Origin of the sequence: Dyella mobilis, assembly GCF_016904945.1 — a bacterium.
Taxonomy (GTDB): domain Bacteria; phylum Pseudomonadota; class Gammaproteobacteria; order Xanthomonadales; family Rhodanobacteraceae; genus Dyella_B; species Dyella_B mobilis.
The window spans coordinates 1,217,862-1,241,212 of record NZ_JADIKF010000040.1 but is presented as its reverse complement, the minus strand read 5'-3'; the positions used below and the strand labels follow the sequence as shown (position 1 = coordinate 1,241,212).

At 61.9% G+C, this 23,351-nt stretch carries 10 protein-coding genes; 3 read left to right on the top strand and 7 right to left on the bottom strand.

Annotated features, from left to right (window positions below; all coding sequences use genetic code 11):
* Window positions 1-207 precede the first annotated feature (207 nt).
* The 3 genes from ISS99_RS21930 to ISS99_RS21920 form a co-directional block, all read right to left on the bottom strand.
* Window positions 208-3,147 (bottom strand): fimbria/pilus outer membrane usher protein, encoded by a 2,940-nt coding sequence (locus ISS99_RS21930; protein ID WP_204633716.1) that lies wholly within the window; start codon window positions 3,145-3,147, stop codon window positions 208-210.
* Window positions 3,148-3,401: 254 nt separating this feature from the next.
* Window positions 3,402-4,151, bottom strand: a complete 750-nt coding sequence (locus tag ISS99_RS21925) for a fimbrial biogenesis chaperone (protein ID WP_204633715.1) — start codon at window positions 4,149-4,151, stop codon at window positions 3,402-3,404.
* Window positions 4,152-4,293: 142 nt separating this feature from the next.
* Entirely contained in the window at window positions 4,294-4,860 is a 567-nt protein-coding gene (locus tag ISS99_RS21920; RefSeq protein ID WP_204633714.1) for a fimbrial protein, read from the bottom strand.
* Between the two features lie 486 nt (window positions 4,861-5,346).
* Here ISS99_RS21920 and ISS99_RS21915 point away from each other — a divergent pair, with 486 nt between their 5' ends.
* Window positions 5,347-6,030 (top strand): response regulator, encoded by a 684-nt coding sequence (locus ISS99_RS21915; protein WP_204633713.1) that lies wholly within the window; start codon window positions 5,347-5,349, stop codon window positions 6,028-6,030.
* A gap of 277 nt (window positions 6,031-6,307) precedes the next feature.
* Here the strand turns inward: ISS99_RS21915 and ISS99_RS21910 are convergent, their stop codons facing one another.
* The 3 genes from ISS99_RS21910 to ISS99_RS21900 form a co-directional block, all read right to left on the bottom strand.
* Window positions 6,308-10,090, bottom strand: a complete 3,783-nt coding sequence (locus ISS99_RS21910; protein WP_204633712.1) for a translocation/assembly module TamB domain-containing protein — start codon at window positions 10,088-10,090, stop codon at window positions 6,308-6,310.
* 10 nt (window positions 10,091-10,100) lie between these two features.
* Window positions 10,101-11,861 carry an autotransporter assembly complex protein TamA gene (locus tag ISS99_RS21905; RefSeq protein WP_204633711.1) on the bottom strand — a complete coding sequence of 587 codons (1,761 nt, stop codon included), beginning with the start codon at window positions 11,859-11,861 and terminating at the stop codon, window positions 10,101-10,103.
* Between the two features lie 326 nt (window positions 11,862-12,187).
* On the bottom strand, window positions 12,188-14,788 hold the full coding sequence (locus tag ISS99_RS21900; protein WP_204633710.1) for a glycosyltransferase: 2,601 nt from the start codon (window positions 14,786-14,788) through the stop codon (window positions 12,188-12,190).
* A 577-nt stretch (window positions 14,789-15,365) separates the two neighbouring features.
* Between ISS99_RS21900 and ISS99_RS21895 the strand changes: the two genes are divergently transcribed.
* Window positions 15,366-18,416, top strand: coding sequence for a TonB-dependent receptor plug domain-containing protein (locus tag ISS99_RS21895; protein WP_204633709.1), 3,051 nt, complete (start codon window positions 15,366-15,368; stop codon window positions 18,414-18,416).
* Window positions 18,417-18,504: 88 nt separating this feature from the next.
* Here the strand turns inward: ISS99_RS21895 and ISS99_RS21890 are convergent, their stop codons facing one another.
* Window positions 18,505-18,972, bottom strand: coding sequence for a Dps family protein (locus tag ISS99_RS21890; RefSeq protein ID WP_204633708.1), 468 nt, complete (start codon window positions 18,970-18,972; stop codon window positions 18,505-18,507).
* Between the two features lie 116 nt (window positions 18,973-19,088).
* Here ISS99_RS21890 and hrpA point away from each other — a divergent pair, with 116 nt between their 5' ends.
* Complete coding sequence (gene hrpA / locus ISS99_RS21885; RefSeq protein WP_204633707.1) at window positions 19,089-23,276, top strand: ATP-dependent RNA helicase HrpA; 4,188 nt, start codon at window positions 19,089-19,091, stop codon at window positions 23,274-23,276.
* Window positions 23,277-23,351: the final 75 nt, after the last annotated feature.

Below are 23,351 nucleotides of genomic sequence, written 5' to 3'. Positions count from 1 at the left end.
GTTAGCGCAGCGTAACCCAGCGGCCTCGCGCCTTTGCGCTACAGAATTAAAGAGCCAAAGGCCGTTGGGTTACGCTGCGCTAACCCAACCTACATCTACGACTTCGTTGAGTTCCAGTGATGTGGAATAGTGCTCTTCCTTGTGAAAGGGAGGCAAGCCACTTCGGTGTTCTGCAGGAGCAAGTACAGAGCACGTGGGTGTTTTGGATTACACGCCGGTGCTTGCCACGCTGCCGTAAATCCCGGAATAGTTGCGGGCCGCTTGTGCACTGGCTGACCGCTGCATGCCATCCAATTGCCACCACGCTGATTCCTTGATCGTATTGCGCGTTGCTGCGGGCTTGGCCGGTGCATGGGCGACAGGTGCCGTCGTGGTGGGTTTGGAGGCCGCAGTCGGTGCAACGGTATCCAGGTTCCACCAGGCGGCTTCATTGATCGTGTTGCGCGACGCCGTAGGTTTGACAGGCTGAGAGGGCGTTTCGGTCAGCGGCGTGATGGTGACGGGCTCAAAGTTGGTGGGCTTGGAATCGGCCGGTGTGGGTGCATTGGGCGACGCAACGCAGACCCCCGGCAGGACAGTGGCATTGGTTGAGCCCTTCTCTTGAGGCGGTAGCTGATACTGCACGTAACATTGCTCAGCCGCGGTATCGCCCCATTTCACCTGCAACGTGCCGTTGTCAGTCACTCCACGCACAAAGATCTTGCTGCCCTGGCCCACGGAGCCGACGCTATCGCCCTTCTCGTTGAGTACGTCGGCAGCGAAGGGGAGCGGTTGTCCATCCTTGCGGCGTGCCTTGATGATCACCGAGCGACCTTCGTCGGTCTGGTACTTGAGCTTGACGACGGCACCCAGGCGCGGCGCTACGGTCTTGGTGGTGTCCTTGAGTTCGACGTTTTCAGACATGCCTTGCGGATTGATGCCCACCGTATTGCTCTGATACGGCGTGAGGTAAGGCACCGCGGCGTAGCCCGAATTATTGATGCGCACGTTGGTGGCATTGGTGACCAACGCGCCCTTGGCACCCGGTGCTTCGACGATGCCGATCGTGCTGCCCAGCTGCGGGGTGAGCAGCACGCCGCCGGAATGCACCACCACACCGCCGCTGGCGGAGGCCGAAATCTGGTTGGTGTTGCCGGAGCGGCTGTAACCGCCCTGCACGCTGCCCGCCGCACCCTGGTAGCCGAGCGAGGTATTGAAGTAGCTGCTGCCGCCGCCCTGACTGATATTGCGATTAGCCGACACGCCGTAGGTGATGGCGCGATTTTCGCCAGCACTGCCGTTGACGCCGACCTGCACGCCCTTGTTGGAATTGCTGCCGTTGTCGCGCGACAAATAGGTGTAGAGCGATGGTGCGTTGGAGCTGCTGCCCAACGGCACCGAGATGTTCAGCATGATGCGGTTGTCGGTGCGACCAGGAATGTTGACGCCGGGGCCTGGGATGCGGCCTGGGCCATAGAACACGTCGTCCGCTTGATCCTGCTGCGACTCGAGCGGACTCTGGTAAGGGTTGTATGCCTGGGTGCGCGTGCGTTGCGCCGAGAGGCTCCAGGTTACCGACTTGAACGTATTGCTATAGCCGGCCGAGTACGACGTAGTGCGACCGGCGCCGCCCCAGTAGTCGCTGGTGCTGCCGCTGAAGAACAGTTGGCCATTGCCGACCTTTTGGTTGACGGTGAGGTCCAGTCGGCTGCGTTGGCGAGTCTGGGTGCCGAGTCCTTGACCGTACCGCACGTAATCACGGGCGTTGACGGCATCGAGCAAGCCGTAATAGCCGCTGCTGGAAAAGCGGTACGCCGCCAAAGAGAAGTTGGTGCCGGAGCCGATGACATTCTTGCTGTAGGTAACACCAAGACTCTGGCCGTTGCGCGTGCGCTGGCCTTCGGGGAATTGGGTGACCGACGCGGCAAGGTTGACCGCCACGGCGCCCACCGGCGTATTGATCGCGGTGCCGACCAGGGCTTGCGTATAGCCAGTGCTGGCTGTGCCTGCGGCATAGCCAGTAAAGGTGTTGTTGAAACCGTGCTGCCAAGTCGCCTGCGCGACCCAGGGTTTGTTGTTGCCGGTACCCGTCTGTTGCAGCTGGCCGGCCGTGGCGCTGTATTGGGTGATGCCCGGACGCAACAGCTGTGGCACGGCGGCGTACGGTACGAGAAAGGTATTCTGGCGACCGTCGGTCTCCGTCACGGTAACTTCCAGGTCGCCGCCGTAGCCGGTGGGGAACAGATCGTTGATCTCGAACGGGCCAGGTGCGACCGTGGTTTCGTAGAGGACGTAGCCGCGCTGGCGAATGGTGACGCGGGCATTGGTTTCCGCTACGCCGCGTACCGTCGGCGCGTAACCCTGCTGCGACTGCGGGTACATGGTCGGGTCGCTGAACAAGCTGACGCCACGCACGCGGAAACTGTCTGCGATCTGCCCGCTGGTAAAGGTGTCGCCCACCACCAGCTGGGACTTGATCGACGGAATATCGCGCTGCACGTAGCTGGCGATATTGGTGTAGTTCTTGCGGCCGGAGGAACTCCAGTTGAGCGAGCCCTGGTGGCGAAGATGCCAGTCTCCCAGGTTGAAGCCGGCGTTGAGACCAAGGTAGGCCTGGCTCCCGTGATATGCACCGGTGCTTCTCGAGGCGCTGAAGTTGTAGCCAAGCGTGCCGGCATTGATGCCGCTGTCCCACTGCGACGGATCGACGTAGCCGCGCGCGCTGTTGTTCATGTACAGCTGCGGCACGCTGATGGCGAGTGATTGCGTTTGTTCGTTGAAGGCGATCGAGGCGCCGGGAATGTACTTGCCGAGGTCGCCGCACAACTCGCCTTCGGGAATGGTGTGGGCAGCGACTTCTTCCGGACTGCGCTTGCCGTCGCCGCGCGCTACTTTGTCCAGGTCCACGCCAAAACGGCGCAGCGATTCACGATCGAAACAGGGTGCTGCGCTCGTCTGGCCATCGATGAGCTTGAAGACGATATCCTCGCGGCCGATCCAGGTCTGGTTGATGGAGACGTCTGCACGATAGGTGCCCGGCAACACAACGTTGCCCTTGGCGAAGCGCGAAAGGTCGACGTCGGTGCCGGTGGACAGAAAGTTTGTTTCAAATTCGGCCTCTGCCGGTGCGACAGGTGACGCAGGCGAGGCGGGAGATGCAGGAGCCACGAGCGCAGCCGGCGCTGCCGCGAAGGCCGCTGCCGGTGCAAGCGAAGCGACAATCAATGCGCTCAGAAGCTTGGGCGCCGGCCCAGTCCCGTTTTGTCTCTCTTTGTTCGCGACGTGTTGCGTGGTCATGATGACTTTTGTCCTAAAAATCGTCGGCGGGATCGGTTGAGCGCAGTGGGTACAAAGGTGCAGTTACCTCCCCGGCACACGGTGCTGGGGAAGGTCGCGGAGCGAAAAGAACAGAGGTCTGCGAATTACGGTTTGATCGATGACGTAAACGGTACAAAGCCACCGAAGTCGTTGATCGTCTTGAACTGGACTTGCGTACCGGCACCCGCAGCGACTTCCTGCTTCAGCGCAATATTGAGTGAGGCGCCTGGTGCCACCATCAAACCCTTCTCGATAGACTCGTTGAGATTGTTGGTGTCATTGCCGACACCGACGTTCTGAAACGATATGTAATACGGAGTGGGGTTCTGCACGGTCAGCGTGCTCTTGCCACTCTGGTTGCCCAGCGTCCAGATCAACTGTTTGGGTGCGTCTTCCACTTTGCCCCTCAGCCCATCCGGACGGAAAAACATCTTGATGCGGATGCGGAAGGCAAACTGCAACGTATTGGTGTCGGCGGCTTCCGCCGGCTTCGGCGGCACTTCCAGGACGTTCAGCCAGAACAGCGACTCCTTGTCGGCGGGCAAGGGTTCCTTGGTATACACGATGCGCAGCGACTGGCTGGAGCCCGGTTCCATGCGGAACACCGGTGGCGTCACGTTGAACGGCACATCGACCTGGTCAGGGGAAAGCTTTTCGTTGCCGTTGTCGATCCAGGTTTGGACCAGCCGCGGCGTTTTCTTGTCGTCATTGGTCAGGCCGACGGTGACTTCACGCGATTGCGCGGGATAGATCACGCGTGTGCCGGTAATCACTACGCCAGCATGAGCGGCGGTACCGAATAACCCCGCAAGGCACAGGCTAGCGACGGAGAGACAGCGAGTCAGGTGGCGCATAGGATGTCATCCTGATGAGGTTGGCGATAAATGGAATCGCTTTTGTTATCAGGCGAATTCCACGTGAATGTGTGATTTTGTAAGGAGATTTTTGGGTCAGGGTCGAACGCGCCGCCAGGTAGCGGCGCGTTCGCGGAACCGATCAGTTGTAAGCGATCGTGTAGAGCACTGAGCTGTTGGCCGGACCGGCGGTGACCGCAGCGGCGGTCGAGATGTACTGCGCGAAGAACGGAATGGTCGCGGTGTTGGAGGCGACAGTCACCGAACTGGAATCCGGAGCCGTGGCGAGATTGATCGCAGCTCGGGTGGCACCGTCCAGGATCTGGATCTGCACGCCCGTGGCGACACCTGTACCCGGGTCGAGCTGCAGATTACCGGTGGTCAGATCAACGCGCGGGCTGGTCGATTCATAGTGCACGCTGACGTTGGTGCCATCGGTGCAGCCGGTATCGCCAGTGCCGCCCACGATGATGTTGTAACCGGTAGAGCCGGCAACGGCGGCCACGGCGCCGAACGCCGAGCTGGCAACGGTGGGCAGGGTGACCGTGAAGTTACCACTGGTACCGCCCGGGGTGTCGCCGTGAACCGTGCAGGTGACGGCGGAGATCTGGCCATTGAAGGTAATGGTGCCGTCGGCAGCCATGGCGGAGTTGGCCGCGAAGACGCCCAGGCCGGCGATCAGTGCAGCAGAAAGAATCAGCTTCTTCATGAAAAAACTTCCTTGGTGGGTTGAGTTTATGGCCCTCCGCGGCCCGGCTTGCGGGAAGCGCAAGCCAGTCTCAATCCAAAGCATGGGGAACCAATCGGAGGGTCCGCATAGGTTGCGGCGCTGCGGTATTGGTGTCCGTAGTGCTATCCCTAATTGCGCTTCGTACAAATCAGAAAAGCATTTTGGTCCGTCATGGGCGTCGCCCAAAGCGCCGCATCATGGTGGTGTGCAGCACTAGCTTCACCGTGTTAGCAGGCAATTCGTGGGTGGGTGTTCATCACGTTAAACCCCAGTTAGGGCGTGGGCTGTTTAGATTGGCTTGATTTTGCGTTTGAAGGATGCGTGCTTTTGCACAATGGCACGTCACCTCAACACGAAAGGCCGCTTCGCAAGCGCGCCCTAATCTCCATGGCGATGAATCGACGTCCGTGCTCAGTGATGCGCGGCGGCGACAAATCATGACACGCGAGAACTCAGGTCACATCGATGAACAGACAGAAAGAAAATTACATACGACTGATGTTGTTGGATGATCACCCAGTGGTCCGCTTCGGCCTGCGTGCGCAGTTGGAGACCGCATCGGATATCGATCTGGTTGGCGACTACGAATCTACGCACGAGCTTCTGTCGGCACTTGCCGTGCGCGGTACCGATGTGTTGGTGATGGATTATGCGCTTGGGCCGCGAGAAATCGATGGCCTCAGCTTGCTGCGCATGTTGCGCTCGCGCCATCCGAACCTTCGTATTTTGGTGGTATCCGGCCACTACAACGTGGCCACGGTGGCGATGGTGATGCGTATCGGCGCGCGAGGGTTCGTAGGCAAGAATAAGTCGATGGACGAGTTTGTCGACGCAGTACGTACGGTCGCCGCGGGGCAGCGCTATGTGGATGCCGGTATGCGCTATGAGCTGGAGCAAGTGGCCGGTGATGAAGTCAGCGAGTCGAGCGGTGTGCCGATGTTTACCACGCATGCGGCACTGTCACCGCGCGAGCGCGAGGTGTTGCGTTGTGTGCTAGATGGAATGGCGGTGACGGCGATTGCGGCCAAGTTTTCGCGTAGCGTCAACACGATCAGCACGCAGAAGCAGGCAGCTTACCGAAAATTGGGTATCCGTACGGATACGGAGCTGTTCAAGATCCAGCATCAGTTGAATGGTGTGGCGCATTGAGCGTTGGTGGTGCTGAGGTTTGCTTTTCGAAAAATGGGGCGGGCCATGGCAACTAAATTTCGCTTTTTTCTTTGTGTGCAATTTCAATGAGATCAGCAAGTCATCAGGATGGCTAAAGTCATTTCTGGTTCACGCCGTCATCCCCGCGAAGGCGGGGATCCAGCGTGGTTGCCGCATCGAAGTCACTGGATCCCCGCCTTCGCGGGGATGACGAGCAAGAGGCGGAGGTGGCCTCAAGCCGCAGCGCATTTGTCAGGTACGAGCGGCAAGATGCCGCTTATTTCTCGATCCGGTAATTCAAGCTCGCGCGGTTGAATTCGGTGGCGTTCTGCGCCTCGAAGCTCCAGCGCCGGCTCAACCTATAACGCAAAGTGATCACCTGTCCCGGGTCAAAGATGCCCACGCCGTAGCTGAGATAAAGCCGCGGCGAAAGGTATTTGCCAACGGTGAAAGCAGAACTGCCATTCAGTGCATCGTTGCTGGATACGCCAATATCGTCGATGCCGAGTTTGCTGCCCACGTTCTTGGCCAGCATATTGCCCGCCGCGGAACCCAATGCCTGCGCCGCGGCATTCACCGTGCTACCTTCGCCGCCTTTTACCTGTGAAATCGGCTTGCCGGTGATTAAATAGGAAAGCGCGTCGGATTGATCCATTACCGGATTGGAAAATATCGTGGCGATCGGGCGCTGCGCCGTACCGCTGATCTGCAAACCCACCTGCTGACCTTCATCGATCGTGGCATTGGGGTTGAGGCTGCGCAGCGCGCGGATATTCAGGCCGGGGTTGTCGATTGGCGTGCTGGCGAACAACAGCTTGCCTTGCTGGATGTTGAGGTTCTGGCCGTAGGCCTTGTAGGTGCCGTTGACGGTGATCTGGCCCTGGCCGGTGGTGGCGCGCCCTGGTCGCTCATCAACGGTCAGTACGCCGCTGAGGTGACCATCCAGCCCCATGCCGACCAGATGGGCCTTGGGGCCGAGGTCGACCTTGATTGAGGCAAAGATGGGCGTGGGGCCGCTGTTGGCAGGTTGCTGCGGCTGATCGGCAATCACGATATCGGAAGATGCACTGCTTACGCCGCCACCAGGGAGTTTGTCCAGGTTGACGTCGGCGCTGTCCATACGCACGGTGCCGGTGGCGTTGATGCCTTGCGCATCGCGACGCACCAGCAGGTCTGGCGAGATCACCACTTTGGCCGCGGGAATGTCGGCCGCGGTGAACTGGCTGCCCTTAAGCGTGAGATTGGACTGGGTCTGCGCATCCAGGCCCAGCACGCCGCCGATCGTTACGGAACCCTTGCCCGATTGCACGCTGCCGCTGATGTTCAGCGCCTGCGTGTTTGTCGCGCTTAGCGCGAGTTTGCCGTTCGTCAATTTGAGCCCGGCGTCCGGCACTTCGGCGGCGAAGCCGTCAACGCCAGCCTGGCCGGTAATGCTTGGCTGGGTCAGGGTCCCGCCGAATTGAAAGTTGCCGTCGACGGCTCCCTTGACGTTGGCCAAGGCATCGGTAAACAGACTGATGAAACCCAGGTCGCCCAGATGCAAGGAGAGCTGGCCGGAGAGTGCCTGCTGTGCACCGACGATGCTGGCCTGGCCATCCAGTTTTCCATTGCCGTTGAGTGAAGCACGCACGGTGACTTGCTGGTTGTCCGGTGCCAGGCTCGCATTTACCGCGAGGCCTTCGTAAGTGAGTGCCGGCTGATCGGGATGTTCGCGGTAGATGAAGCGCCCTTGCGGCGAGGTGATCGAAGCGTTGCCGGTCAATGCGCCGGCCGCACTGCGATGAATCTTGCCGTTACCTTCCAACATGCCCTCGGCGCTGAACGGTAGATCCGCGCTGCCGGCGGCGTCGACAACCAGGGCGAGTGGTACGGCATGCAAGCGATAGCTGGCGTCGAGGTTGCCGGCCTTGTCGTAGTTGCCGCTGACGCAAAGCAGTGGATCACCTGCCGTGAGGCAGAGTTCGCCCAGGCGCGCTTGCCCGTCGTTCCATCCCAGCTGGGTGGATTGCTGCAGACGCCAACGCGGCAGGCCGTGCACATCCAGCGTGAGCGTGGAGAGCGTGCCGTTCCAATTCTGGCCTTTCAATGCACCGCTAAGCGCCAGTTCGGTGGAGAGCTGGTCGCCTTGTGCGTCGAACGTCAACTCGTGTTGCGCCGACGTGCCTTGTCCGTTCAAACGTATCTGTCGGAATGCGAGGCCGCCGAGTTGCGCGCCGCCTGCATCCAGTTGCAGTTTTCCGCCGGGGTTGCTGATGTCGGGGATGTTTGCCTGCAACTGCAATTGCTGGATGCTTTGTTCCTGCCAGGCCAGGGACTGGCCGTGCAGGCTGCCATTGATGGCGAGTTTGGGCAGCGTGCCGCGCACCTGGAACTGGCCATTCAATTGGCCGCCTGCTTGCGGCAGCCAATCGCCGAGCGAGGCGATGGCGAGTGTGATGTCGGCGTCGTTGCGGTCGCCCGGACGCGCCAACAGCTTGATGGTGCTGTTGCCGGAAGCGAGATCTAGCGTGCCGTCGAGCACGTTGTTGGGCGACAGGTGCAGGTGGCCGCTGCCGCGCAGCGGACGCTGCCGTAATTGTCCATCGAGCCGCTTGAGTTCGAGCGTGACGTCAGGATTGTTCTTGGTCAGTTTGCCTTGCGTGTTCAACTCAGCGTTGAGCATGCCTTGCCAGTCGGCGAACAGCAGGCCGGGATCGAATTTGTCGACCTGAGCTTGCAGTTGCCAGGCCACATCCGGTTGCAGTGTCAGCGAACCATTGGCGGTGAAGCTGCCTTGCGGTTGCAGCAGGCTGAGTGTGTGCAACTGGATCTGCTGCGGCGTGCCATCGAGGTTGAGCGCAAGTTTCACCGGCTTGCCGGGCGGCCCGATGCGGATATCGCCTTCGGCGTGATAGCGGTCCGCGCTGCCGTCGGCGGCGAGATGTCCCTGGCTGTCCAGTACCTGCCCGGCGAGATCTGCGGGCAGTTCGAGATTTCGCCAGTCGATGGCCAGCTTGGCGTCCACCGGATTCGCATTGACGTGCACGATGCCCGAGGCATTCACCATGCCCTTGATCTGCGGCGAAGCCAGTTGCAATTGTTCAAGAGTGAGCGTGGTGAAGTTCTTATCGAAGCTCGCCTGCAAGGGTTGCAGTTGCAGCTGATAGGCGTTGAGCCCCAGTTGCCCGGTCACGCTGCCGCTGTACTGATCGCCGCTGCCTTGCAGATGCGCAGAGAGTTGCGTCAGCGAGCTGCTGCCGAGCAGGGGTTTGGGATCGAAGGTCGGTACATCCAGCTTGGCTGTCCACGCATTGTTCTTGCGTTGGTCCAGGCCGAGCTGAAGCTGCGCGGCCATCGGTTGCGACAGTGTCAGCTGGAGTTGCGCGTTGCGGCCGTCGCTTTGCGCGCTAAGTGCACCGGCATAGGTGGTATCGCCCAACTTCCACAGCACGTCTGCCTGACCTTTGCCGCGATAGCGCCTGCCGATGCCGAGCTGGCCGGATAAATCGACGTGACCATCCGGCGCGCGCAGCGCCAGCCGACTGACGTCAAAGCCGCGGTTGGTCCAGCCGCCGGCCAGGTCGAGCTGGTTGGAGGCGAACAGCGGCTTGCCTTCCTGGGTGACGGCGACTGGGCCGATGTGTACTTGGTCCAGTACCAGCGCAATCGGCGGCTTCAGCGAGAAGCTGCCGGAAGATGAATTGGTTTCCTGTGATTTGGGCAGGGCCACATCGATGCGTTGCACCTGCAGATTGGCAATGTGCAGACGCTTGTACAGCAGCGGTGCGACGTGCCAATCCAGATGCACGCCTTCGATGCGTACATCGGTACCCGCGCCGTCGTCATATCGCAGTGCGGCCAGATCGATCGGCCCGATCAAACGCCCCTGCGCCTGCTGCACTTGCAGGGCGCCATGGGTGAGGCTTTGCGCTTGCGCGAGCGCAAAGCGCAACCCCGCGCCGGTACCCAGCAACCAGCCGATGCCGCCAGCGAGCAGCACGACGATGAGCAGCAACACGAGCGCGACGATGCGCCACCAGCGGCGGCGTGGACGAGGCGTGGAGGATGCGGGCGTATTCACGGCATGAGTCTCATAAGTCCGGCCCGATCACCAGGTGAAGTTCCACGCCATGGCGCTGCGCGTCGTTGATCGGCGTGCCGAGGTCGACGCGGATCAGCCCCACCGGCGAGCGCCAGCGCACCCCAAGGCCGGTGCCGACTTTGGGATGCACGTTCGTACCGTTGAAGGCATTGCCGGCATCGACAAAGGTGGCGATACCCCACTTGGGCGTGAAGTAGTGCTCCACGGTGGCGCTGGCGATCGCCATGCTGTTGCCGCCGATGACGCGCCCGTAACTGTTTTCAGGGCCGATCGACTGGAACGAGTAACCGCGGATCGACTGGTCGCCACCGGCGAAAAAGCGCAGTTGAGGCGGGAGCGCCTCGAAATCGTCGGTCCACACGTGGCCGAAGCTGCCGCGCAGGATCAGGCGGTTGTTGCGCCAGAAGGCGCGGATCCAGCGTGCATCGGCCGTGATTTCACTGAAGCGCGCTGAGGACAGCAGGTCGCCCGCCGTGCTGCGCGCATCGATGCTCACCGACCAGCCGCGCCGCACGAAGTCGATGTTGTCGGCTTGCTTGCGCACCAGTGAGCCTTCGGCATAGACCAGGGTGCTGCTACCGTGTTCCACGCCGGGTGTGCTTTCCGGTTCGTTGGGTGTCTTGCCCACGTCGAAGGTGCCGGTGAGTGCATGCAGGCCGACCGTGCGTACCCAGTTGTGCCACAGCTCGCTTTCGTTGGCGACGAGCTCCAGCGTGCGCGACTGCGAGGTCACGGTATTGGCGTCGCGGTAGTTGGCGCCGAAGTTGAGGCTGCGGTCGTTGTCGCCGGAAAGCGGAATGGTGTACTGGCTGGAAACGGTCTTCAACCGCTGCGCTAGCACGATGTCGTTCTTCCATTTGTGGCCGTAGCGATTCACCCAGCGCCGCTCCATGCCGCCGCGCACGCCGGCGCCGGTATCGGTGCCGAAGAACACGCCGCCGGTATAGATGGTGCGCTTGGCCGGGGCGAGCTCAACGAGAATGTCGACCACGCCGTTCTTGGCGCTGTCGGTTTGCGGCATCACATTGACGGCGGAGAAGTAATCGGCGCCGTTGAGGGCCTGCTGCAGTTTCAGCAGTTGGTCCTGATCGTAGTAGTCGCCGGATTTGAAGGGCAGGTAGCGGTAGAGAAAATCCGGCGCGAACTGCGAACCCTCGAAATGCACCTGGCCGTAGCGGTAGCGCGTGCCGACATCCCAGGCCAGTTGCACGGCGGCGCTGTGTGCGGCGCGGTTGACCACCACCCGATGCGTGGTGAGCTTCGCATCGAGATAGCCGCTGGCCGTCAATGCGTTGCTCAGGGCGTCGCGTGCCGAATCATAGGTGGCATCGTCGAGACGCTGCCCCTTGAGTTTCTCGATGCCGTGCCTGGCGGCGCGGATGGGTTTGAGTTTTGCCGCGGCGGCATCAAGCTGAATGTCTACCGAAGTGACCTTGACCGGTTCGCCGGGGACGACGTGCAGCGTGACCTTCCAGCCTTTGGCGGTTTTCTCCAGCTTGCCGGTGGTGCGTGCGTCGTAATAGCCGTAAGGCTGCAGCGCGGTACCCACTTGCGCATCCGCGCGGTCGTAGAGGCGCCGCACCTGGGCTTCGCTGGCATCACGCGTGGCGTATTGCGAGAGGCTGACGCCGGCAACCACCGCGGCCTTGAGTGGGTCATCCACGCCGTCCACGACCAACTGCACCCCGGCATGGCTCAATGCGGGGACGAGCAGCAACAGCAGGATCAGGCAGCGGCGAATGCGGCGCATGCGGTAGGGTTCCATCCTTGAATCGGCATCGCAAGTCGCAGCTTAGCGAGTTGCAGGTGCACAACACATTAAGCCAGCTCTTATTTCATAACGCGCTCCTCGCGTTCGCCTCCTCTCCCCTGCGGGGAGAGGATTGAGGTGAGGGGCCACGCTGGCGAGACGCAACATCGAAGCGAGCTCTGCTTCCTCTCCCCTTTGGGGAGAGGATTGAGGAGAGGGGGCGCTCTTGCGAAGAAGCCGCATCAAAGCACGCTTCGAGCGAGGCGCCGCGCAAGACCGGCCCCTCACCCCGGCCCTCTCCCCGGAGGGGAGAGGGAGAAAAGCTATCAGCCGGCCTTGTCGCCGGATCGATGCGCAATCCACGCGCCCAGCAGCGCCGAGACATACGGAATCGACTGCGCAGCCAGGATGAAGATCCACAACTGGCCTTCGGTGAAATGTGCCGCGGTGCTGCGCGCCATGCCGATGATGCACAGCACGAGCGCACACAGCATCAGCATTTCTTCGCGCACCGGTGCGAAGGCGGCGAAATTGCTGCCGCCCAGGCGACGGCTCTTGGCGGTGACCACGAACGAGGTTTTCTCGCGCGTGAGGCCGTGCAGGATGCCGCGTGCGATGGCGTGGCTGAGGCCCATGCTGGCGATGGAAGCCATGATGGTGTCGTACCAGCCGCAGGGAACCCGGGCGCGGTACAGCACGATGCCGAAGATCGCCTTGGCAAAGAAGAAGCCGATGATCGGAATCAGGAACAGCTGCATTGGCAGGCTGAAGAGCTGCGGCATGCCCACCATGCCGGCGGTCCAGAAGATCGCCATCAAGGTGAAGAGCAGATGCAGAGCGTCGGCGAACCAGCTGAACCAGCCGGTGAGGAAGTGAAAGCGTTGGCCGGCGCTGAGCGGGCCTTTCTTGGTCATCCAGCTCCAGCGACCCTTCAGGATCTGCATCGCACCGAATGCCCAGCGATAGCGCTGGCTCTTGTATGCCTTGAAGTCGGCCGGGGTGAGGCCCTTGCCCATCAGTTCGTCGACGTAGACCAACTCGTAGCCGGCGTGCATCAGGCGCAGGCCGAGTTCGGCGTCTTCGCAGATGGTCCATTCCGACCAGCCGCCGGTACCTTCCAGCGCCGAGCGGCGCACCATGGTCATGGTGCCGTGCTGGATGATGGCGTTGCGTTCGTTGCGGTGATGCATGCCGATGCGGAAGAAGCCGTCGTATTCCCACGCGGTCATGCGGCGGAAGCGGTTGTGCTCGAACTCGCGGTGCGCCTGCGGACACTGCACCACCGCCACCTTCGGATCGTGGAAGTAGCCGGTGAGGGTGGACAGCCAGTCGGCGCGCACTTCGTAGTCGGCATCGATCACCGCCACCACGTCGGCGCGCGGGTTGGTTTCCTTCAGGCCGAAGTTGAGCGCGCCGGCCTTGAAGCCCGGCCACGGTTCCAGGTGGAAGAAGCGGAATTTTTCGCCGAGCTTCTCGCAGTATTCCTGCACCGGCTTCCAGATCGCCGGATCCTTGGTGTTGTTGTCGATCACCAGCACTTCGAAGTTCTGGTAATCCAGCGCGGCCAGGGAATCGAGCGTGATGATCACCATCTCCGGCGGCTCGTTGTAGCAGGCCAGGTGGATGGAGACGAACGGCTGCTTCTCCACCGGATCAGGCGGCAGCATGCTGGCGTGGCGCACCCAGCTGCGCCGCCACAGCACTTCGGTGAACTCGAAGCCGTTGATCAAAAGGATCGCCAGGATCGCCACCTGGGCCGGGAACAGCAGCACCAGCATGCTCCAGTCGATCCAGTCCAGGTAGAAATTGAAGGGCAGGGTGACCGACCACACGATCAGGCCGCAGGCGAGCTGGATCAGCACGTCGAAGAACAGCCGCCCGGTCAGCTTGAAGCGGGTGAAGCGGATGCCGAACCAGATCATCGGGATGATCGCCAGCAGGCTGGCTGCCAGCGCCTTCCACGGCCAACTGGTGTCTTCCACCACCGGGCCGGTGAAGGGGAACTTGAGCTGGCGGTCGGCGTTGAAGATGCCCCAGTACGCACCGGTGCGGCCTTCGCCGAGGTTTTCCTTGAAGGGCTGGTCGAAGGCTTCGAACAGGTAGTAGTCGACGTCGTTGGCCTTGGCCCAGATCATCCACTCGCGGTCGAAGATCGCCTCGTTGGAGATGGAGGGGTAGGCGCGCTCCCGGTGATCGCCATTGGACGGCCAGCCAATCTCGCCCACCACCACGTGCTTGTTCGGGAAGCGCTGCTTGATCGCCTGATAGGCGCCTTCGGCCTGCCCGATGGCATCCTTGCGGTCCACCCCGTTCCAGAACGGGAACAGGTGGATGGTGATGAAATCGACGTGATCGGCCAGTTCCGGGTACTTCAGCCAGATGTAGTCCGGCTCGGCGATCGTCACCGGCTGGCGGATGTGCGCCCGAGCCCGGTCGAGGTAGCTCATCATCTTGTCGACCGGCATGTCGTTGCGGAACAGCGCCTCGTTGCCGATCACCACCCGCTCGATGGTGTTGGGATAGCGGTTGGCCAGCGCCACCAGCGCATCCATCTCCTTCTCGTTGTTCTGCAGGCGGGTGTCGATCCAGGCACCGGCCATCACCTTCAGGCCCTCTTTCTGGGCCAGCCGGTAGACCTGGGGGTTCTCCAGGGTGGAATAGGTGCGGATGCGGCCGGTGTACTGGCGCAGCAGCTTCATGTCCGCGTCGATCTGGTCGTCGCTGGGGAAGTCCTGCTTGAACGGGTTCTGGTAGCGCTGGAAGAAGGACACCGAGAAACCGCTGATCTGGCCGTGCCAGTCCTCCGGGCCCTTGGGCCGGTTGCCCCACCACCACAGGCCGATATTCAGGGCTGCGACCAGCAGAGCCAGCAGAATGGCAGTGAAAATCGACGGTTTAGGCTGAGTTTGGGTCGGTGTGGCGCTCAAGAAAATCCCCGTTACGGTGCCTCTTTCGAGGAATGTGAAGCTCGGGGAGCTTAACCAATTAACGGTAGTGGGCTCAATAAATTGCGCCGGGAACGGTCAGCGCGAGGTCAGGGCATGCCAGCGGGGGCAGGGGCGGGAGCTCCCATCGAAGGGTGGCATGGTGGGCGGTCATGCCTCCGTCGACGAGTTGGTCGACGCGTTACTCGGGTGACGGTGCGAATTTCGTGCACCGCCTTGGACGGGTGCTTTGTCCGCTAGCGATTCGTCTACGACACGTGCAAGCCGCGTGATGTTTGTCGAATGGAAGATCGCTCGTTCGTCGTACTGGCGAACCCGCGGTAACGGGTCGCGTGGCGTGATGTCGTAGATGCGCAGGCTTCGCAACGAATTGCGTTTTGCTTCGCAATGAATTGCGCACATCGCATGACAGGTAGAGGGCACTACACGAATCTGTATATTTGTCGTTATCTTCGATTCGGGGGAGGGCGCCGGACTTCTTCGTCAACGGATTTGTTGATACCGGCGATGCAGCGCAGGCAATGGGGTGCTTGCGCGAAACTTACAACGAGGAAATGTCATGAAGGCTCAGCAGAGGAAACTGTTGTACGTCTTGATGGTGGGTGCATTGGCAGGGGCTCTGGGATATACCGATACCGCTCTGGCGCAATCCACGGACCCGACGGCGGCGCAAACATCCGGCCCGTCGCCGCAATCCGCTCCCGCACCGCAGGCGCAAAGCGCCAATCCGCAGCAGACCAAGACCTTGCAGGGCGTGACGGTTACCGGCTCGTTGATTCGCAGCGTGGACGTGGAGCTTGCGCAGCCAGTCGTCACCATTACCTCTCAGGACATCCAGCGCCAGGGTTTTGCGACCGTGGGCCAGTTGCTGGCCAACCTCACCTCGGCGTCCACGCCGGACATCAGCAAGTCCGACCCTTATGAGGGCGGGCCCGATGTCGGCGGTACCTACATCGACCTGCGCAACCTTGGCGCGACGCGCACCCTGATCCTGCTTGACGGCAAGCGCGTGGGCACCTCCTTCGACGGCCTTACCAACCTGGATACGATCCCCACGGCCATCGTCGACCACATCGACGTGCTGGCCGACGGTGCGTCGGCCACCTACGGCTCCGATGCGATCGGCGGCGTGGTGAATATCGTCACCAAGCAGAATTTCAACGGCGGCGAACTGGATACCTACGACGGCAAATACATGCCGCACGGCGATGGCGACCAGGGGCAGTACAGCCTGTTGCTGGGCAAGACCTACGCGCACGGCTCGATCGAACTGGCCGCGCAATACCAGAAGCAGGATGCCTTGAGCGCAGCCGATCGTCCTTATAGTGCGTATCCGGAAACCAGCAATTACCCCCTCAACAATTACGTTCCGTTCGGCTCGCAAGGCCAGTACGCGGTGGATGGCGTCACCTGGAACGTGCTCAATAACGGCGGCAATCCGCAAAACATCAACGACTACCATCCGTTGATCCAGCCTTCGGGCGTCAATGGCGTGATTACCAATCCGGGCGATTACGTCAACATCAACCCCCTGCAAAGCCTGATGAGCGCGACCAGCATGAAAAACCTGTTCGCGCAGGGGCATTACGACATCAACAGCAACATCACGGCGGATTTCACCGCCAGCTTCAACCAGCAGGCCAATACGGCCCAGATGGCTGGGTTTCCGCTGACTTCTGCGGGCCTGTTCTCGCAGCAGTACCCGCAATACACCGACATGACGCTGGCGCCGGACAGCTACTACAACCCGACCAACGCGGCAGGCCAGACGCCGACTGCGCTGTACTTCCAGCGCAACGTATTGGAGGTGCCGCGCCTGAACGTCAACAAGGTGGAGAACTTCCGTTTCAGCCTTGGCGTGGAAGGCAACTTCAGCATTGGCGAGCATCTGTTCAACTGGGATGCCTATTACTGGGATACCCGTTATCAGGGCACCATTCTCAATACCGGCAATTTCGATCTGCCTAATCTGAGCAATGCGCTAGGCGCTTCCTTCCAGGGTGCAAACGGCGCCATCCAGTGCGGTACGCCCGGCGACGTCATCGCCGGTTGCGTGCCGTTGAATGTGCTGGCGCCGCAGTACAGCCAGGCGATGCTCAATTACATCCTGGTCGACAGCTACGAGCACTACGGCAGTTCGGAAAAAGGCCCGCAGTTCGATTTGAGCGGCGACCTGGTGGAATTGCCTGCCGGCGACCTGACTTTCGCCGTGGGCGCGTCGCATCGCAATCTGCATGGCTATGACACGCCGGACCTGCTGTCTGCGGAAGGCTTGACCACCAACCTCGCCGGGCAACCTACCGCCGGTGGGTACAACGTCTCCGAAGGCTGGCTCGAAGTGAACGTGCCGATACTGAAGGACTTGCCGCTGGTGCAATCCTTGAGCCTGGACGTAGCCGACCGCTTTTCCCACTACAGCAACTTCGGCGGCACCAACAACCGGCAGTTCAAGGTCACCTGGAAGCCGTTTGACGATCTGATGATTCGCGGCAGTTACGGCACCGGCTTCCGCGCGCCGACCGTGGGCGATCTCTATGGCGGTGTCACCACCACCTACCCCGGATTCAGCGATCCCTGCGACGTGGTTTACGGCCTGGCGCGCACCAACTCGACCGTGGCGAAGAACTGCGCCAACGGTATCGGCGGTTTGCCCGGGTTGAATCAGGCGGCCTTGAATGCGGCCGGGCTCGGCGGCGAATTTCCCAATGGTTTCATGCAGGAGACCGCACCCGGCGCCACGGTAACCAGCGCCGGCGGCGCAGGTCCCGTGTATGCGCCGTTCACCCAGGGTGGCAACCCCAACCTCAAGCCGGAAACGTCCAGAAGCACGCAGTTCGGCTTTGTCTACAGCCCCAGCTTTTTCACCGGCTTCAACGCCACGGTGGATTACTTCCACGCCACGGTGCACAACGTCATTTCGACCATTGGCGACAACCAGGTGCTGAACAACTGCTACGCGCTCGGCGTTCTCAGCGATTGCCAAGAGTTCCAGCGCACCCAGGCGGACAACTTCCAGGTCAGCAGCCTGTTCATGGGCGAGGAGAACCAGGGCTGGATGAACGTGGCCGGCTACGACGTGGACCTGTCGTACAAACTGCCCAAGTTCTCCTTCGGCCAGTTCACCCTGGACTCCAAATCCACCTATTACACGCACAACAACAGCGAGCAGTATCTCGGTGCGCCGGTTTCCTACAACAACGGCCTGAGTTCCTACTGGCGGCTGCGCTCCAACTTCACCATCGGCTGGTCATTCCGCGACTTCGGCGCGCAGTGGACCCTGCGCTACTACTCGCCGCTGAAAGAACCGTGCTATGACGCGCAGTCCACGGCCTTCCCGTGCACGCTGCCGAACTACTACATGACGGGCGTAGGTGTCGTGCCGGTGACGCAGATGCCGTCGGTGACGTTCAACGACCTGCAGGTGTATTGGAATGCGCCGTGGAACGGCACGATCGCGCTGGGTGCCAACAATATCTTCAACCGCGTCGGGCCGTATTCCTACGGCGGGTTCGTGGTCGCTTCCGTCAACAACACCGACTATCAGTACAACTACAACCCGTCCTACGACTATGGGCGGTTTGTGTATCTGCGGTATACGCAGAAGTTCTGATGGCAGATTCTCAGCTGTGAATCGATTTGCCCCTCCCCTGTAAGCAGGGGGAGGGGCAGTTTGCCGCACGTGGGGAGCAACTCCCCGATCACTTCAGCAGCGAACGCAACATCCACGCCGTCTTTTCGTGTTCCTTCAGGCGGCCGGTCACCATGTCGGCCGTGCCTTCGTCTCCCGCCACGTCGGCTGCCTTGATGGTGGCGCGGGAGGTGGCGGCGGCAATCTCGTGGCCGGCGACCAGTTGCTCCACCATTTCCTTCCAATCCGGCACGCCGGCTTCTTCCTTGATGGTGGTGAGCTTGCCGAACTGGCTGTAGGAGCCAGGGGCGAATACGTCCAGCACGCGGATGCGCTCGGCGATCTCGTCTGCGGCCAGCCACAATTCGTTGTATTGGGTCTCGAACATGGTGTGCAGGCTGTTGAAATGCGGCCCGGTGACGTTCCAATGGAAGCTGTGCGTCTTCAGATATAGCGAATAGGTGTCGGCCAGCAGCTTGGAGAGCTGCTTGGCGATGGTTTCGCGGTCCTTCTTGGCGATGCCGATGCTGGTGGCCATAGTTCGCTCCGTTCCTGGGGTGAGTCTTGAGTGTTTGAGCTTACCCAACCGAATTCGGCGGTGGAAATGGATAATGCAGATACTTTTGATAGTCCCGGGCTATCATGTAGGGCTGCATGAACGATACGAAACCCCTTCCTCATTCCGGTCCGCAGGATGCCCGCCTGCGTGTTCTGCGCAAATCGCTGGACACGGTTTGCAGCCGCGATTTCGGCCGGCTGCTGGGACGCTGGCGCGGTCTCTCGCGGCGCCCGGATGAAAAAAAGCTCGAGGCGCTGACCGCCGATATCGCCGCCTCCGTTGCGCGGAGGCAGCGTCGTGCGCAAGCCAAGCCCGAAATCCGGCTGGACGAATCCCTGCCCATCACCGCGCGCGCCGACGAGATCGTCAAGCTGATCCGCGAGCACCAGGTGGTGGTGATCGCCGGCGAAACCGGTTCCGGCAAAACCACCCAGTTGCCCAAGCTGTGCCTGGCCGCCGGGCGGGGCGAAGCCGGCCTGATCGGGTGCACCCAGCCTCGCCGCCTGGCTGCGCGTTCGGTGGCGCGCCGCGTGGCCGAGGAACTCGGTACCCAGATTGGCGACAAGGTGGGTTTCCAGGTGCGTTTCAACGATCAGGTGTCCGAGCAGAGCCTGATCAAGTTCATGACCGACGGCATCCTGCTGGCCGAGACCCAGGGCGATCCCTGGCTGTCCACCTATGACACGCTGATCATCGACGAAGCGCACGAGCGCAGCCTCAACATCGATTTTCTGCTGGGCTACCTCAAGCGCCTGGCCGTAAAGCGGCCGGATCTGAAGATCATCGTCACCTCCGCCACCATCGACACTGCGCGTTTTGCCGAACACTTCAGCGGCGCGCCGGTGGTGTCGGTGGAAGGGCGTGCCTATCCGGTGGAAGTGCGCTGGCGCGGCACGGATGAAGTCGCTGCCCGGCGCAACCAGCGCAGCGGCGAGATGCAGCAGGGCAGCGCCGAGCACGTGACGGCGGTGCTGGACGAAATCACCCACGACGATCCCCTTGGCGACGTGCTGGTGTTCATGCCCGGCGAACGCGAGATCCGCGATGCGCACTTGATGCTGTCGCGCCGGCAATACCGCGAGACGGAAATTTTGCCGTTGTATGCGCGCCTTTCCGCGACGGACCAGGATCGCGTCTTCAAGCCGGGACCCAAGCGCCGCGTGGTGTTGGCCACCAACGTGGCCGAAACCTCGCTTACCGTGCCGCGCATCCGCTACGTGATCGATACCGGTACGGCGCGTGTCAAACGCTACAGTCAGCGCAGCCAGCTCGAGCGCCTGCACGTGGAGCCGGTATCGCAAGCGGCGGCCGATCAGCGCAAAGGCCGCTGTGGTCGTGTCGGTCCGGGCATTTGCTATCGCCTGTACGACGAGGCCGACTACGCATCGCGTGCCGCCTATACCGATCCGGAACTGCTGCGTTCCTCGCTGGCCAACGTGATCCTGCGCATGCTGTCGCTGCAACTGGGCGAGGTGGACGAATTCCCGTTCCTGGAGTCGCCGGATCCGCGCGTGGTGGCCGACGGCTATCGCCGGCTGGCCGAGATCGGCGCGATCGACGATGCGCGGCAGCTCACGGCCATTGGTCGCACGCTGGCGCGCCTGCCGATCGACGTGCAGCTGGCGCGCATGCTGGTGGAGGCCGAAAAGCTGGGCAGCCTGCGCGAATTGCTGACGATCGTGGCGTTTCTCAGTATCCAGGACCCGCGCGAACGGCCTGCCGACGCACGCCAGCAGGCCGACCAGGCGCATGCGGCGTTTGCCGATCCCAAATCCGACCTGGTGGGCGTGCTCAACCTGTGGCGCGAGTACGACACCGCGCACGAAGAGCTGACCCAATCGAAATTGCGCGACTGGTGCTCGCGGCATTTCCTGAGTTTCCTGCGCATGCGCGAGTGGCGCGAGTTGCATCGGCAGTTGTTGCTGGTGGTGCAGGAGCTGGGATGGAAATTCACTGCTTCTTCTACCCTTCGGGGAGAGCCTTCTCTTTCTCCCTCTCCCCTCCGGGGAGAACTTCCTCATTCTCCCTCTCCCCTCCGGGGAGAACTTCCTCATTCTCCCTCTCCCCTCCGGGGAGAACTTCCTCATTCTCCCTCTCCCCCCCGGGGAGAGGGGCGGGGTGAGGGGACACGTTCGCGCGGCGCTGCTAGTGCGAAAGCAAACGCTTCCAGCAAAACTCGGGTTGAACAAGCGTCGCGCAAGCCCCGGCCCCTCACCCCAATCCTCTCCCCAGAGGGGAGAGGGAGTGAAGGCGAGGCCGAGCGCAGCTACGAATCCGTGCACCGCAGCCTGCTTGCCGGACTGCCCACCCAAGTCGGCCACAAGGACGAAAAGGGTGTGTATCGCGGAACGCGCGAGCGGCGTTTCCAGGTGTTTCCGGGTTCTTCGCTGTCCAAGACGCCGCCCAACTGGATCTTCGCTGCGCAGATCCTCGATATCGGCGGGCGCGTGTGGGGCATGATGTGTGCGCGCATCGAGCCCACGTGGATCGAGCAGCAGGCAGCGCACTTGTTGCGCAGCACGTGCCGCGATGCGCACTGGTCGCGCAAGCGCGGCACGGTGGTGGCCTATGAACAGGTCAGCCTGTTCGGGCTGGTGCTGGTCGAACGGCGCGCGGTGACCTTCCAGTTGCAGGACCCCGCACTCGCACACGAGATTTTTTTGCGCGAGGCGCTGGCTCGCGGCGACATCGACGCGCGTGCCGACTTCGTGCGTGCCAACCAGCGCGTGCTGGAAGACGCGCAGGGTATCGAAGCACGCCAGCGGCGCGAGGGATTGATTCGCCACGAAGACGAGCTGGTCGACTTTTTCCGCGGCAAGCTGCCCGAATCGGTGGCCAGCAGTCGTGCGCTGGATGCCTGGTATCGCAACGCGCGTCCGGCGGAACAGGCAGCGCTGCGCTGGTCGATCAACGACGTGATGGTGGGCGGCGCGGGGCTCGACCCGAAGGCGTTCCCGGCGGCGCTCGATATCCAGCCACAACGTTACCGTCTGGAATACCGCTTCGTGCCCGGCGATGACGCCGATGGTGTAACGCTGCATCTGCCGCTGGCCATGCTCAACGCATTGCCCACGGAGCGCTGCGAATGGCTAGTGCCGGGACTGCTCGGCGACAAGGTGGCCGAACTGATTCGCGGCCTGCCCAAGGTGCTGCGACGCAACTTCGTGCCCGCGCCGGACTTTGCGCGTGCGTTTGTGGAAGCCGAAGCGTCGCGTGACGAAGCCTTGGCAAAAGTGCTCGCTGCGTTCCTGCGCCGCACGACGGGTGTGGCCATCGATGCGGAGGATTTCGCGCCGGTCGAGCTTGCGCCGCATTTCTCCATGCGCTTCCGCCTGCACGACGAAAGCGGGCGCACGCTGGCCGCCGGGCGTGACCTTGCTGTATTGCGCGGGCAGTGGGAGGGACAGGCGCGCGAAGCCTTTTCGCGCAAGACGGATATCGAGCTGACCCGCGAAAACGTCACCAGCTGGGATTTCGAAGAGATTCCCGAGCAGGTGCGTTCGGATGGCGGCCTGCTCGCGTTTCCTGCACTGGTCGATCTTGGCGAAGCCGTGGCGCTGCGTGTGTTTGAGCGTCGCGATGAAGCGAAGGCCGCGCACGCAAAGGGCGTGGAACGCCTGTTGCGCAACGCGCTGGCTACGGACGTGAAGCAGGCGCGGCGACGCCTGCCGATCGCCAGTGCCATGTCGCTCAAATATGCTCCGTTGGGCAGCGTCGACGGATTGCGCGAGGATCTGGTCGAAGGCGGCTTTGCCGACTTGCTCGCCACCCAGGATTTGAACGCGCGCAGCGCCGCCGGCTTCGAAGTATTGCGCACGCACGCCGCACGCGAGTTGTTTGCGGCAGCGGTGGAGCGGCTCAAATTGGCCGAGCCGATCATCGAGGCGCAAGCCGAGCTCAAGCCGTGGCTGCAGCCGCCGCTGATGGGCTTTGCGCGGGCCAACTACGACGATCTTGGCGAACAGCTCGAATCGTTGCTGGCGGCGGGTTTTCTGCGCGAACTTTCCACCTCGCGGTTGGCACACTTCCCGCGCTATCTGAAAGCCATGCGCCTGCGTGCCGAGCGTTTGCGCCAGGACCCCGCCAAAGACCAGCAACGCATGTTGCAAGTGCTGCCGTATTGGCGTGAATACCTGCAGCATAGAGCTGCCGGTGATGACGGGCTGGATGAATTGCGCTGGTTGATCGAGGAGTGGCGCGTGTCGCTGTTCGCGCAGGAGCTGAAAACTGCCGAGCCGGTGTCGGCCAAGCGGCTGGTGAAAGCGCTGGAAGCCGTCAAGTAATGCAGTAGCAGTGCCCACGGACGGCTCCCCGGCGGGTTGCGCTATGCTGGTTTCCCTTCGTCACACACCCTGTCA